Source organism: Pseudomonas sp. P4795, from assembly GCF_048822895.1.
Taxonomy (GTDB): domain Bacteria; phylum Pseudomonadota; class Gammaproteobacteria; order Pseudomonadales; family Pseudomonadaceae; genus Aquipseudomonas.
Window position 1 is genome coordinate 520,588 of the sequence record NZ_JBMFBT010000004.1, and the last position, 13,637, is coordinate 534,224.

At 60.0% G+C, this 13,637-nt stretch carries 13 protein-coding genes; 6 read left to right on the top strand and 7 right to left on the bottom strand.

What is annotated here, in order from left to right; genetic code table 11:
• The first annotated feature begins 190 nt into the window (after positions 1-190).
• Together ACOI8A_RS14495 and ACOI8A_RS14500 are read left to right on the top strand one after the other, a co-directional pair.
• Positions 191-1,567, top strand: coding sequence for an L-serine ammonia-lyase (locus tag ACOI8A_RS14495; protein ID WP_420647292.1), 1,377 nt, complete (start codon positions 191-193; stop codon positions 1,565-1,567).
• A gap of 533 nt (positions 1,568-2,100) precedes the next feature.
• A complete protein-coding gene (locus ACOI8A_RS14500; RefSeq protein WP_420647291.1) occupies positions 2,101-3,204 on the top strand; it encodes a GlxA family transcriptional regulator in 1,104 nt (367 codons plus the stop codon).
• Between the two features lie 114 nt (positions 3,205-3,318).
• Here the strand turns inward: ACOI8A_RS14500 and ACOI8A_RS14505 are convergent, their stop codons facing one another.
• The 5 genes from ACOI8A_RS14505 to ACOI8A_RS14525 all read right to left on the bottom strand — a co-directional run bounded on the left by ACOI8A_RS14505 (position 3,319) and on the right by ACOI8A_RS14525 (position 7,428).
• A complete protein-coding gene (locus tag ACOI8A_RS14505) occupies positions 3,319-3,582 on the bottom strand; it encodes a hypothetical protein (RefSeq protein ID WP_420647290.1) in 264 nt (87 codons plus the stop codon).
• 257 nt (positions 3,583-3,839) lie between these two features.
• Positions 3,840-4,316, bottom strand: a complete 477-nt coding sequence (locus ACOI8A_RS14510) for a thioesterase family protein (protein WP_420647289.1) — start codon at positions 4,314-4,316, stop codon at positions 3,840-3,842.
• 115 nt (positions 4,317-4,431) lie between these two features.
• Positions 4,432-5,397, bottom strand: a complete 966-nt coding sequence (locus tag ACOI8A_RS14515) for an L-carnitine dehydrogenase (protein WP_420647288.1) — start codon at positions 5,395-5,397, stop codon at positions 4,432-4,434.
• A 124-nt stretch (positions 5,398-5,521) separates the two neighbouring features.
• Complete coding sequence (locus ACOI8A_RS14520; protein WP_420651471.1) at positions 5,522-6,409, bottom strand: 3-keto-5-aminohexanoate cleavage protein; 888 nt, start codon at positions 6,407-6,409, stop codon at positions 5,522-5,524.
• 74 nt (positions 6,410-6,483) lie between these two features.
• The gene (locus tag ACOI8A_RS14525; protein WP_420647286.1) at positions 6,484-7,428 is read right to left on the bottom strand and encodes a choline ABC transporter substrate-binding protein; all 945 of its coding nucleotides are present in this window, start codon (positions 7,426-7,428) and stop codon (positions 6,484-6,486) included.
• 206 nt (positions 7,429-7,634) lie between these two features.
• Between ACOI8A_RS14525 and ACOI8A_RS14530 the strand changes: the two genes are divergently transcribed.
• On the top strand, positions 7,635-8,579 hold the full coding sequence (locus ACOI8A_RS14530) for a GlxA family transcriptional regulator (RefSeq protein ID WP_420647285.1): 945 nt from the start codon (positions 7,635-7,637) through the stop codon (positions 8,577-8,579).
• A gap of 136 nt (positions 8,580-8,715) precedes the next feature.
• On the opposite strand, the gene ACOI8A_RS14535 is transcribed toward ACOI8A_RS14530, so the two are convergent.
• Positions 8,716-9,132, bottom strand: coding sequence for a DUF3010 family protein (locus ACOI8A_RS14535; RefSeq protein WP_420647284.1), 417 nt, complete (start codon positions 9,130-9,132; stop codon positions 8,716-8,718).
• A 47-nt stretch (positions 9,133-9,179) separates the two neighbouring features.
• Positions 9,180-9,581 carry a lysozyme inhibitor LprI family protein gene (locus ACOI8A_RS14540; RefSeq protein WP_420647283.1) on the bottom strand — a complete coding sequence of 134 codons (402 nt, stop codon included), beginning with the start codon at positions 9,579-9,581 and terminating at the stop codon, positions 9,180-9,182.
• Positions 9,582-9,815: 234 nt separating this feature from the next.
• On the opposite strand from ACOI8A_RS14540, the gene ACOI8A_RS14545 reads away from it, so the two are divergent.
• From ACOI8A_RS14545 to dgcA, 3 genes are all read left to right on the top strand, one after another.
• Positions 9,816-10,793, top strand: a complete 978-nt coding sequence (locus tag ACOI8A_RS14545) for a dipeptidase (RefSeq protein WP_007911246.1) — start codon at positions 9,816-9,818, stop codon at positions 10,791-10,793.
• 105 nt (positions 10,794-10,898) lie between these two features.
• Positions 10,899-11,429, top strand: a complete 531-nt coding sequence (locus tag ACOI8A_RS14550) for a DUF5943 domain-containing protein (RefSeq protein WP_008033249.1) — start codon at positions 10,899-10,901, stop codon at positions 11,427-11,429.
• Between the two features lie 15 nt (positions 11,430-11,444).
• Positions 11,445-13,505: a dimethylglycine demethylation protein DgcA gene (gene dgcA / locus ACOI8A_RS14555; protein ID WP_420647282.1), complete on the top strand. Its 2,061-nt coding sequence runs from the start codon at positions 11,445-11,447 to the stop codon at positions 13,503-13,505.
• Positions 13,506-13,637: the final 132 nt, after the last annotated feature.

Consider the following 13,637-nt stretch of genomic DNA (forward strand, 5'->3'; position numbering starts at 1 on the left):
CATAAAACGGCGAGATTCTTCGGTAAAAACGGCACGGCGCTGGTGGACATGAGTGCGTCGGTGTCAGACGCCGGGCGAGTGACCAAAAGCCTGATGATGCGGCCATCCTGGCGGATCGCAGCTTGAGCGTAGCAGCTCCGCCAGCGGGCGCTCCCCGCCCCGAACCGGCATCTACAGGAGTCCTGCAGTAATGGCTATCAGCGTGTTCGACCTGTTCAAAATCGGTATCGGGCCATCCAGCTCGCACACCGTCGGCCCGATGCGCGCCGCCGCGCTGTTCGTCGAAGCGCTGCGCGACCGGCATCAACTGGAACAGGTGCGCAGGGTCGAGGTGCAACTGTTCGGTTCGTTGTCGGCTACCGGTATCGGTCACGGCAGCGACAACGCGGTGATCATGGGCCTGATGGGCGAGTGGCCGGACGCGATCGATCCATCGCAGATCGGCCCGCGGATTCAGGCGCTGCGCGAAACCCACACTCTTTTATTGGACGGTCGTTTGTCGGTGCCTTTCGTCTGGGCGCGCGACATGCGCCTGATCGATGAAAACCTGCCGTTCCACCCTAACGCCATGCGCCTGATCGCCGAGGGTGATCACGGAGAGCTGCATAGCGACACTTACTACTCGGTCGGTGGCGGATTTGTCGTGGATGAGGCGCAGGCTTCCAGCGGCGTGGTGGATCTGGATCGCACTGAATTGCCTTACGACTTTTCCAGCGCGGTCGAGCTGTTGGAGCTGTGCAAACACAACAATCTGCGCGTCGCCGAATTGATGATGGCCAACGAAAAGGTCTGGCGCAGCGAGGAAGAAATCCGCGCCGGGCTGATGAAGCTCTGGCGAGCGATGCAGGATTGTGTGGAACAGGGCCTCAAGCACGAAGGCATCCTGCCCGGTGGACTCAATGTGCGCAGGCGTGCGGCCAAGTTGCATCGCAGTCTTCAGGAGCTGGGCAAGCCCAACGTGATCGGTTCGACCCTCAGCGCCATGGAGTGGGTGAATCTGTTTGCCCTCGCCGTGAACGAAGAAAACGCCGCCGGTGGGCGCATGGTCACAGCGCCGACCAATGGCGCGGCGGGGATCATTCCGGCGGTGTTGCACTACTTCATGAAATTCAGCGAAGCGGTGACTGACGCCAACGTGGTCGACTATTTATTGGGCGCCGCAGCGGTAGGGATTCTGTGCAAGAAAAACGCTTCGATCTCCGGCGCTGAAGTGGGTTGTCAGGGCGAAGTCGGCTCGGCCTGCGCGATGGCGGCGGCGGGGTTGGCAGAGATTCTCGGTGCCACGCCGGAACAGCTATGTAATGCGGCGGAAATCGGTCTGGAACATAACCTCGGCCTGACCTGCGATCCGGTGGGTGGTCTGGTGCAAGTGCCATGCATCGAGCGCAATGCGATTGCCGCAGTGAAAGCGATCAACGCGGCGCAGATGGCCTTGCGCGGGGATGGTCAGCACTTTATTTCGCTGGATCGGGTGATCCGCACCATGCGTGATACCGGCGCTGATATGCATGACAAATATAAAGAGACTTCGCGGGGTGGCTTGGCTGTCAGTGCTGTCGAATGCTGAGATCGGGTTCCCGTGGCGAGGGGATTTATCCCCGTTGGGTCGCGCAGCGGCCCTGAAATTCCACGACTGCTGCGCAGCCGAACGGGGATAAATCCCCTCGCCACAAATAGCAGTCAAAACTGCGCGCTAAGTGCACACCCGAATCAAAACGCGCCACGTTTTGGCGCGTCGCAATCAGATAAGAGCCTTTCCCACTGCCAGCGCCTGCTGCACGCCGCTACCGCCCGTCCCCTGTGCCTCTGGTGACACTGTCCGACAATCGCACCAAGCCTGTTCCCAAAAGTGCTACCGATATGCTCACAGGCTTTGGGACAGGGCGCCCGCTGCGGTTGATGGCACTTCGAAATACCCCTCGTCCGGCATCTTGTATAGACGCCTCGCGACGTCGTTTTCAGGAGTTATTGAACGGCCATTCAATTTCAGGCATGGCAATTGCTCTGTCATAACAAAGCCCGTCTCCCACGCGAGAACGATGGCAATAACAAGAGCCTCCGCCTGAGGCCATCACCCGCTTTGTGTGAGGAGATACCGCGATGACGACGTTCAACTCCGGGGCCCAACCCCAGAACCGTGCGCCTCAATCCATCGGCTTTCTGCTGCTGGACAATTTCACGCTGATTTCTCTGGCTTCCGCAGTCGAACCGCTGCGCATGGCCAATCAGCTGTCCGGTCGCGAGCTGTATCGCTGGAGCACCCTCACCGTCGATGGCGGGCAAGTGTGGGCCAGTGACGGTCTGCAGATCACCCCCGACGCCTCCATGCACAAAGCCCCGGCGCTGGACACCATCATTGTCTGCGGCGGCATCGGCATTCAGCGCACCGTTACCCGTGAACACGTCTCGTGGCTGCAAAGCCAGGCGCGTCAATCCAAGCGTCTCGGTGCCGTGTGCACCGGCAGTTGGGCGTTGGCTTGCGCCGGCCTGCTCGACGGTTTTGATTGCAGCGTGCACTGGGAATGCCTGGCGGCGATGCAGGAAGCTTTTCCGCGGGTGGCGATGAGCACTCGCTTGTTCACCCTCGATCGCAACCGCTTCACCAGCTCCGGCGGTACCGCGCCACTGGACATGATGCTGCACCTGATCAGCCGCGATCACGGGCGTGAACTGTCCGCCGCGATCTCGGAGATGTTCGTCTATGAACGCATCCGTAACGAGCAGGATCACCAGCGCGTGCCGCTCAAGCACATGCTCGGTACCAATCAGCCGAAGTTGCAGGAAATCGTTGCGCTGATGGAAGCCAACCTCGAAGAGCCGATCGACCTCGACGAACTGGCGGTGTACGTCGCCGTGTCGCGGCGTCAACTCGAGCGGCTGTTCCAGAAATACCTGCACTGCTCGCCGTCGCGTTATTACCTGAAACTGCGACTGATTCGTGCACGGCAATTGCTCAAGCAAACGCCGATGTCGATCATCGAAGTGGCCTCGGTGTGTGGCTTCGTCTCGACACCGCACTTCTCCAAGTGCTACCGCGAATACTTCGGCATTCCGCCGCGTGACGAACGCGTCGGTTCCAACACCACCCAGCAGGTAGCGATGCTGCCGTTGCCGCAGGCGCTGGTGCTGGCGCCGCTGTCGGGGCCTATGTCGGCGTTGAGTCAGGCGCGCAATGAGTCGACTTTCGCCAGTGTAAGGCTCTAGACCGAGCTGGCTTTATCGCTGGCAAGCCAGCTCCCACAGGTTTCTGTGTTGAACACCAATTCGGTAAACGACAACGGTCACTGTGGGAGCTGGCTTGCCAGCGATGACGGACTGTCAGGCGCTACGGATCTGCTGGTATTGCGCCAGTGCCGGCAACAACTGCTTGTCGAACGCCTCACGCACCGCCGGCAAAATCGTCGCGCTGCTGGTGTACATCTGCTTGACCATCGTGCGCAACGTATTCGCCCGCACATCATCCAGCCCGCGCACCGCGTACTCGCAGGCCTGCTCGGCCGTGGCGCCGGACGGCACTTCGAAACCCAGCGACTTGAGCTGGCCCAACAGATCTTCCTGGTCAATCAAATCGGCGTACATCATTACGCAAATCCTTCTTCGGCATCGGAGGTCGTGGCTCGATTCTGGTAGTCGCGTGCGGTGACGGCAAGGGAGTTTTGTCGCAGTGGCTGGCACGGCTATGAACAGGTCGTTTTCGGCTAACTCGCCGGGGAGGGGAATCGGCACACTGGGCCCAGCTCGCTTCACGAAGGTTTGGTCACCCTCGCCGCGCCAGCTCCTCAACAGTATGTTCGCCCCGATCCGGTCACGGCTGGTCTCGGGGCTTTTTTTGTCTGCGTTTATCGCGATGGCGGCAGGGCGATGACCCGGCCAATGTAAGCCGGTGTGGGCATGTCGGATTGCTCAGTGACGATGGTTTGCAGGCAGCTCAGGGTTTCAGGACTGAACGGTGCAGAGCGCGGCCCAGCGAGGTCGACGTGCAGAAGCATTTGTTCATTACCGGCCAGTTCCTGGTCATCACTCGCCAGATGCAGGCTGTGATAGAGGTGCAGGCGTTTCTGGTCGTGGCCGATGATCTGCGTGCGCACTTCGACATCGGCGTCGAGTTTCACTTCGTGCAGGTAGTTGAGGTGCAGTTCGAGGGTGAACAGCGAGTTGCCACTGGCTTCGCGGTTGCTGCTGTCCATGCCGAGGCGATCCATCAAGGCGTCAGTGGCGTAGCTGAAGATAAGCAGGTAGAAGGCGTCGCGCAGGTGGCCGTTGTAGTCGACCCAGTCGGGGATGATTTTGGTTTGGTAGGTGGTTAACTTGGGCATATCGGCTGATCCAGAACTGATTGTGATTGGGCTGCCGCCATCGCTAGCAGGCTAGCTCCCACATTGGAGTTGTGTCGTTCGGCCATCCCGTGTGGGAGCCGGTACTGCAGGTCGATTACTCGCTGAAGGCCATGCCGTGCTTTTCCTTGGTAGTTCTCACCGCATCGAGCACAGCCAGCAGGCAATCATCACGATAACGCTCCAGCGCCGAAATACTGCGTTCACCCAACTGCTCACTCGTCCCGTCCACCACATCATCAATCAACTTGTCCGTCAGTTCCGGCGCCGGCAGATACGTCCACGGCAACTGTAATGCCGGCCCGAACTGCGACATGAAGTGCCGCATCCCCGCATCGCCGCCCGCCAGCGTATAGGTCAAAAACGTACCCATGAACGACCAGCGCAAACCGGCGCCAAAGCGGATCGCATCGTCAATCTCACCGGTGGTCGCCACGCCGTCATTGACCAGATGCAGCGCCTCACGCCACAGCGCTTCGAGCAAGCGGTCGGCAATAAACCCTGGCACTTCCTTACGCACATGCAGCGGGCGCATGCCGAGGGATTCGTAGACTTGCATCGCCGCTTGCACTGCCTCAGGCGCGGTGTTTTTGCCGCCTACCACTTCCACCAGCGGCAGCAGGTAAACCGGGTTGAACGGATGCCCGACCACGCAGCGTTGCGGATGAGTGGAGCTCTCGTAAAACTCGCTCGGCAACAGGCCAGAAGTGCTGGAGCCGATCAACGCATTGGGCTTGGCTGCAGCGCTGATTTTGCTGTGCAGATCCAGTTTCAGTTCGAGGCGCTCAGGGGCACTTTCCTGGATGAAATCCGCATCACGCACGCATTCCTCGATGGTCGCGACAAAGCGCAGGCGATCTTGCGACGCACCCGACGCCAGGCCATTTTTCTCCAGCGCGCCCCAGGCATTGGCCACGCGTTTGCGCAGCGCCGCTTCAGCGCCCGGCGCCGGGTCCCAGGCCACCACGTCGAGGCCATGGGCGAGGGCGCGGGCAACCCAGCCGCTGCCGATGACACCACTGCCGAGTGCGGCGAAGGTTTTGATTTCGGTGATAAAGCTCATGGTCACTTCCTGAATGAGGCTGAACCTGTAGGAGCTGCCGAAGGCTGCGATCTTTTGACTTTGTTTTTGAAGATCAAGATCAAAAGATCGCAGCCTTCGGCAGCTCCTACAGGGGGGAGTTGGATTAGCCGCGCTGGGTCAGGCCCATTTTCTTGCGACCTTCAGCCGGCGTCAGTACGCGGGCGCCGAGGCGGCTGAGGATTTCGCTGGCGCGTTCGACCAGTTGGCCATTGGTCGCCAGCACACCCTTGTTCAGCCACAAATTGTCCTCCAGCCCGACCCGCACGTTGCCGCCGAGCAGCACCGCTTGCGCCGCCATTGGCATCTGCATCCGGCCAATACCGAAACCCGCCCACACCGCGTCTGCCGGCAAGTTGTCGACCATGGCTTTCATGGTGGTGGTGTCGGCCGGCGCGCCCCACGGGATGCCCAGGCACAGCTGAAACAACGGGTTGTTGAGCAAACCTTCCTTGATCAGCTGTTTGGCGAACCACAGGTGACCGGTGTCGAAAATTTCCAGCTCGGCTTTCACTCCGAGTTCGGTAATGCGTTTGGCACCGGCGCGCAGTTGCGCCGGGGTCGAGACATAAATCGTGTCGCCATCGCCGAAGTTCAGGGTGCCGCAATCCAGCGTGCAGATTTCCGGCAGCAGTTCCTCCACATGGGCAAGGCGAGTCAGCGGGCCGACCAGATCGGTGTTGGGGCCGAACTCCATCGGGTTCTCGCCGGCGCCGATTTCCAGGTCGCCGCCCATGCCGGCGGTGAGGTTGACGATGATGTCGACGTCAGCCTCGCGAATGCGCTCCATGACTTCGCGGTACAGCGCCACGTCGCGGCTGAACTTGCCGGTCTGCGGATCGCGCACATGGCAATGCACAACCGTTGCGCCAGCCTTGGCCGCTTCCACCGCTGCGGCGGCGATCTGTTTCGGGGTGACCGGCACGTGCGGGCTGCGGCCGGTCGTGTCGCCAGCACCGGTGAGTGCGCAGGTGATGATGACGTCGTGGTTCATGAGGCGGTTTCCTTCAGGCGTGTTGGGTCTGTTCGCAGCCCGGTGGGGCTGCGAAGCGTTGATTCGGTTACGGGTTACTTGGTGGTCAGTTGCAGGTTTTCCGCCGCTGGTTTGCCGTCGAAAGTGGTCACGCCTTCGAGCCAGCGCTGCTTGTCCTGCGGGTGATCCTTGAGCCATTGCCTGGCCGACTCAAAGGCGTCCTTGTGATCGAGCAGCGGCTGCATCATCCGGCTCTCGTCTTCGGCGGTGTAGGTCAGGTTGGTCAGCAGGCGTCCGATATTCGGGCATTGCTCGGCGTACTTCGGTGACGTGACCGTCCACACCGTGGCCATGCCTTCGTTCGGGCCGAGGGCGTCTTCGCTGCCGGTGAGATAAGTCATCTGCACGTTGACGTTCATTGGGTGCGGCGCCCAGCCGAAGAACACCACAGCCTCCTTGCGGCGTACCGCGCGATCAACCGCTGCGAGCATGCCGGCTTCGCTGGATTCGACCAGTTGGAATTTGCCGAGGCCGAACTGGTTCTTGGCGATCATCGCCTTGATCTGCGTATTGGCCCCCGAGCCGGGTTCGATGCCGTAGATCTTGCCGCCGAGTTCTTTTTCAAACTTGGCGATATCGGCAAAAGTCTTCAGGCCCTTGTCGGCCAGATAAGTCGGCACAGCGAGAGTCGCGCGCGCGTCTTTCAGGCTTGGCGCTTCGAGGACTTTGACCTGGTTGGCGTCGACGAACGGGGTGATGGTTTGAGTCATCAGCGGGTTCCAGTAGCCAAGGAACAGATCCAGCCGCTGATCGCGAATCCCGGCGAAGATAATCTGCTGGGAGGCGCTGGTTTGTTTGGTGTTGTAGCCGAGGCCGTCTAGCAGTACCTGGGTCATGGCGCTGGTGGCGATCACGTCGGTCCAGTTGACCACGCCCATGCGCACGTTTTTGCACGACGCGGGTTCGGCGGCGATGACGCTGGCGCTAAAAAACGCAGTACCACTGAGTGCAAGAACACAGCTGCTGATCAGTCGTTTCATGTCGGGTTCCTCGGCAGGTCGTTATTGTGATTTCCGCCATCTGCGTGCCGGTGATGCAAAGTTACGCAGCCAGCGCGCCGTGCAAACGCACTAGGGCGACTGGCACTTGCACTGTAGCGACCTGTGCTCTTGAATGCCGCTCGCAACTGGCGTATCAACGCTGCACGCTACCCTCCCTCTCGTTACCCGCGAATCGAGTGCGCGCCATGTCTCAGGATTTCTACTTTCTGTTGCTGCCAGGGTTTTCCGCCATCGGCTTCATCTCCGCCATCGAGCCGCTGCGAGTAGCCAACCGTTTTCGTGGCGAGTTGTATCGCTGGCACGTGCTGAGCATCGACGGCGGGGCGGTGTTGGCGAGCAACGGGATGTCGGTCAACGCCGATGCGGCGCTGGAACCGTTGAAGAAAGGCGCGACGTTACTGGTGGTCGCCGGTTTCGAACCGCTGAAATTTGCCACCCCTGCGCTGGAGCATTGGCTGCGCCGACTGGATAACGAAGGCGTGATTCTTGGCGCCATCGACACCGGCAGCTTCGTCCTCGCTGAAGCCGGTTTGCTCGACGGCCATCGCCTGACCCTCCATTGGGAAGCCATCGACGCCTTCAAAGAGTCTTATCCACAGCTCAGCGTCACCCAGGAATTGTTCGAGATCGACCGCCGGCGCATCACCTCGGCGGGCGGCACTGCTTCCATCGATTTAATGCTGGATCTGATCGCCCAGGCCCACGGCCCGCAACTGGCAATCGAGGTCAGCGAGCAATTCGTACTCGGGCGCATCCGCCCGCGCAAAGACCACCAACGCATGGAGGTCGCCACCCGCTACGGCATCAACAACAAGAAACTGGTGCATGTGATCGGCGAGATGGAGCAACACAGCGAGCCGCCGCTGAGCACGTTGCAACTGGCGGAATCGATCAAGGTCACGCGACGGCAATTGGAGCGCTTGTTTCGCCTGCATCTGAACGACACGCCGAGCAACTTCTACCTGCGCTTACGGCTGGAGAAGGCCCGGCAATTGTTGCGTCAGACCGATATGAGCGTACTGGAAGTGAGCATCGCCTGCGGGTTTGAGTCCCCGTCCTACTTCACCCGCAGCTACCGGGCGAAATTTGCCCGCTGCCCACGCGAAGATCGACGTACTGCACAAGCGTAATGGATGTACACAAAAACAATGTGGGAGCCAGCCTGCTGGCGATGGCGGTGTATCAGGCAACAATGTTGTCGACTGACACTCCCTCATCGCCAGCAGGCTGGCTCCCACATTTGATCTTCACTGTCAGAAAAACTGGTTACTTCTTCAAGAGTGCCGAGCAAGCAGCCTTGTAAGCCTCATGCTGATACTTGTTCAACGTCCCCGGCAGCTCGAAATTGTGCTTCTTCGCCTGCGCATTGATCGTCTGCGGCGACAGCAGCGTCACCTCACAACCATCGAGCAACTGAAACACTCCCTCAATCTTGAACGTGGTCGGCCCACCGGCAAACTCACCCTTCTTGCTGCGCTTCTTGATCGCAATCCGATCAATCGAATTCTCGCGCACAAACGACGCCACCTGCGCGGCGAAGCGTTTGACGTTGGCCGCTTCGTCGTCATCATCGAGGGCAATTTTCTTGGTGCTCAGGGCCACATGGCTCAAGGTCAAACCGTCGAGCGAGGCCACAGCGATGATCGCTTCACTGCCCTTGATTTCGATACCGCAGATGTTCATGAGAATCCCTTTTTTGGGTGAAGGGGTGCAGCTTACAGCTCAAGCACTCACTCCTGCCCAATCGACTCCAAAAACTCCGACCGCTCATCGCTCATCCGGGCCACGCAATCATTCTGCGCAATCTTGAATGCCTTGCTGCCGTCCGTCGCCGGGAAGGCTTCTACCGCGCAATCGGCGTCGCGGGTTTTTAGCCATTGCTGCTGGGCGGTTTTGATTTTGGCTGTGATGTCGGCCAGTTGCGTCGGGTTTTTGCCGTAGGCGGTCTGCATGCGCTCGGCCAGGCTTGTGTAGTTTTCCTTGAGCAGGTCTTCGGCCGTGGTGCGGCTGTAGGTCGAGCATTCCAGGGTTTGCACGTCGTTTTCGACCGCGTCACACGGGTTGTTGTCGGACTCTTCAGCAGCGTGTACGCCGGTCGCAATCAGTGTCAGGGCCAGGAAGATCGATTTCATTGAGGTCGCCGCTCTAATCCGGTGATGTTTCCAAGATGCGGGAGATTCTGGCCCAAGGAAGCGGGCTTGAACAGGTGGTCGGTCGGGCCGGCTGGCGACCCTTTGTCGCGGATTGACGCTTTCGGCAATTCCCCTGTCGTTTTTGCACCCGGCTGCTGCTGCACCGAGGCATATGCTGGCCCCAAAGCGCCGGCAGACGATTCGGCGCATGGATTGCCAATAAGGGGACGCCTGATGAGCCCAGCCGAATTACACGCCGACAGCATCGTTATCGACGGTCTGATCATTGCCAAATGGAACCGCGAGCTGTTCGAAGACATGCGCAAGGGCGGTCTGACGGCGGCCAACTGCACCGTGTCGGTTTGGGAAGGCTTTCAGGCGACGGTCAACAACATCGCCGCCAGCCAGAAGCTGATCCGCGAAAACAGCGACCTGGTGATGCCGGTGCGCACCACCGCCGACATCCGTCGCGCCAAGGAGCAGGGCAAGACCGGCATCCTCTTCGGCTTCCAGAATGCCCATGCGTTTGAAGACCAGATCGGCTATGTCGAGGTGTTCAAGCAGCTCGGCGTCGGCATCGTGCAGATGTGCTACAACACCCAAAACCTTGTCGGCACCGGGTGCTACGAGCGTGACGGCGGCCTGTCGGGTTTCGGTCGCGAAATCGTTGCCGAGATGAACCGCGTCGGCGTCATGTGCGACCTGTCGCATGTCGGTTCCAAGACCTCCGAGGAAGTCATCCTCGAATCGAAAAAACCCGTCTGCTATTCCCACTGCCTGCCGTCGGGGCTCAAGGAGCACCCGCGCAACAAGTCTGATGAAGAGCTGAAATTCATTGCTGACCACGGCGGTTTCGTTGGCGTGACCATGTTCGCGCCGTTCCTCGCCAAGGGCATCGATTCGACCATCGACGACTACGCCGAAGCCATCGAATACGTGATGAACATCGTCGGCGAAGACGCCATCGGCATCGGCACCGATTTCACCCAGGGCCACGGCCAGGACTTCTTCGAATACCTGACCCACGACAAGGGCTACGCCCGGCGTCTGACCAGTTTCGGCAAGATCATCAACCCGCTGGGCATCCGCACCGTCGGCGAATTTCCCAACCTGACCGAAACCCTGCTCAAGCGCGGCCACTCCGAGCGCGTTGTGCGCAAGATCATGGGCGAAAACTGGGTCAACGTTCTCAAGGACGTCTGGGGCGAGTAACGCTTTCGACAGACCGCCGCCGAACTGCCCCCTCTCCTGCGGGAGAGGGCTGGGGTGAGGGCCGCGGCCACCACTGAACCATCATTTTTCTGGAGTCAAGTTTCCATGGCCAAGATCGCCCCGCAATTGCCAATCGAAGTCGACAGCGAAACCGGTGTCTGGACCTCCGACGCCCTGCCAATGCTCTACGTACCACGGCACTTTTTCGTCAACAACCACATGGGTATCGAGGAAGTGCTGGGCGCCGACGCCTACGCGGAAATCCTCTACAAGGCCGGCTACAAATCCGCCTGGCACTGGTGTGAAAAAGAAGCTGAATGCCACGGTCTGGAAGGCGTTGCGGTGTTCGAGCACTACATGAAGCGCCTGTCGCAACGCGGCTGGGGCCTGTTCAAGATTCAGGACATCGACCTCGACAAAGGCACTGCCAGCGTCAAGCTCGAACACTCGGCGTTCGTCTACGTGTACGGCAAGGTCGGGCGCAAGGTCGATTACATGTTCACCGGCTGGTTCGCCGGTGCGATGGATCAGATTCTTCAGGCGCGCGGCAGCAAGATCCGCACGGTTGCCGAGCAAGTCTACGGTGGCTCCGAAGAAGGCCACGACGACGGCCTGTTCACCGTCAAGCCGTTGTAAGTCGAGGAACCCGCCATGGCTTTCGAAGCAATGTTCCAGCCGATCCAGATCGGCAAACTGACCATCCGCAACCGCGTGCTCAGCACCGCCCACGCTGAGGTCTACGCGACCGACGGCGGCATGACCACCGACCGCTACGTCAAGTATTACGAAGAGAAAGCCAAGGGCGGCATCGGCCTGGCGATTTGCGGCGGTTCGTCCAGCGTGGCCATCGACAGCCCGCAAGGCTGGTGGAAATCGGTCAACCTGGCGGACGACCGGATCATCCCGCACTTCCAGAATCTGGCCGACGCCATGCACAAGCATGGCGCCAAGATCATGATTCAGATTACCCACATGGGCCGCCGTTCGCGTTGGGACGGTGAGCACTGGCCAACTCTGCTGTCGCCGTCGGGCATCCGTGAACCGGTACACCGCGCGACCTGCAAAACCATCGAGCCGGAAGAAATCTGGCGCGTGATCGGTAACTACGCAACTGCCGCTGGCCGCGCCAAGGCCGGTGGCCTGGATGGCGTCGAATTGTCCGCCGTGCACCAGCACATGATCGACCAGTTCTGGAGCCCGCGCGTCAACAAACGTACCGATGAATGGGGCGGCAGCTTCGAGAACCGCATGCGTTTCGGCCTCGAAGTACTCAAGGCTGTGCGCAAGGAAGTCGGCGACGATTTCTGCGTCGGCATCCGTCTTTGCGGTGATGAGTTCCACCCGGACGGCTTGTCTCACGAGGACATGAAACAGATCGCCAAGTACTACGACGACACCGGCATGCTCGACTTCATCGGCGTGGTCGGTTCGGGGTGTGACACCCACAACACTCTGGCCAACGTCATCCCGAACATGAGTTATCCACCGGAGCCGTTTCTGCATCTGGCTGCGGGGATCAAAGAGGTCGTCAAAGCTCCGGTTCTGCACGCGCAGAACATCAAGGATCCGAATCAGGCCACACGCATTCTCGAGGGCGGTTACGTCGACATGGTCGGCATGACTCGAGCGCACATCGCTGACCCGCACCTGATCGCCAAGATCAAAATGGGCCAGATCGACCAGATCAAGCAGTGCGTCGGCGCCAACTATTGCATCGACCGTCAGTACCAGGGTCTGGACGTGCTGTGCATCCAGAACGCCGCGACTTCCCGCGAATACATGGGCGTGCCGCACATCATCGAGAAATCCACCGGCGTCAAACGCAAAGTGGTGGTGGTCGGTGCAGGCCCGGCCGGGATGGAGGCGGCGCGCGTGTCCGCCGAACGTGGCCATGACGTGACGTTGTTCGAGAAGAAAGAATTCATCGGCGGGCAGATCACCACCGCATCGAAAGCGCCGCAGCGTGACCAGATCGCCGGTATCACGCGCTGGTTCCAGCTGGAACTGGCGCGGCTGAAAGTCGATCTGCGTCTGGGCACGGCTGCCGATGTCGCGACGATCATGGACTTGCGTCCGGACGTGGTGGTGCTGGCGGTTGGCGGTCATCCATTCCTTGAGCAGAACGAACACTGGGGCGCCGCTGAAGGGCTGGTGGTCAGCAGTTGGGACGTGCTCGACGGCAAGGTTGCGCCGGGCAAGAACGTGCTGGTCTACGACACGATTTGCGAGTTCACCGGGATGTCGGTTGCCGACTTTCTTGCGGACAAGGGCAGCCAGGTCGAGATCGTCACCGACGACATCAAACCGGGCGTGGCTATCGGCGGTACGTCGTTCCCGACCTACTACCGCAGCATGTACCCGAAAGAAGTGATCATGACCGGCGACATGATGCTCGAGAAGGTCTACCGCGAAGGCGACAAACTGATCGCGGTGCTGGAGAACGAATACACCGGCGCGAAAGAAGAGCGTGTGGTCGATCAAGTCGTGGTGGAAAACGGCGTGCGTCCGGACGAAGAGCTGTATTACGGGCTCAAGGACGGATCGCGCAACAAAGGCCAGATCGACATCGACGCGCTGTTCGCGATCAAGCCGCAGCCATCGCTGAGCACCACGGGTGAAGGCTACTTGCTGTTCCGCATCGGCGACTGCGTGGCGCAGCGCAACACCCACGCCGCAATCTACGACGCCCTGCGCCTCTGCAAGGATTTCTAAGACCTTGCACAAAACCTGTAGGAGCTGCCGAAGGCTGCGATCTTTTGACTTTTTCTGTTTAAAGCAAGATCAAAAGATCGCAGCCTGCGGCAGCTCCTACATATACACCGTGTTTCTCCAAGCTGTACTGGT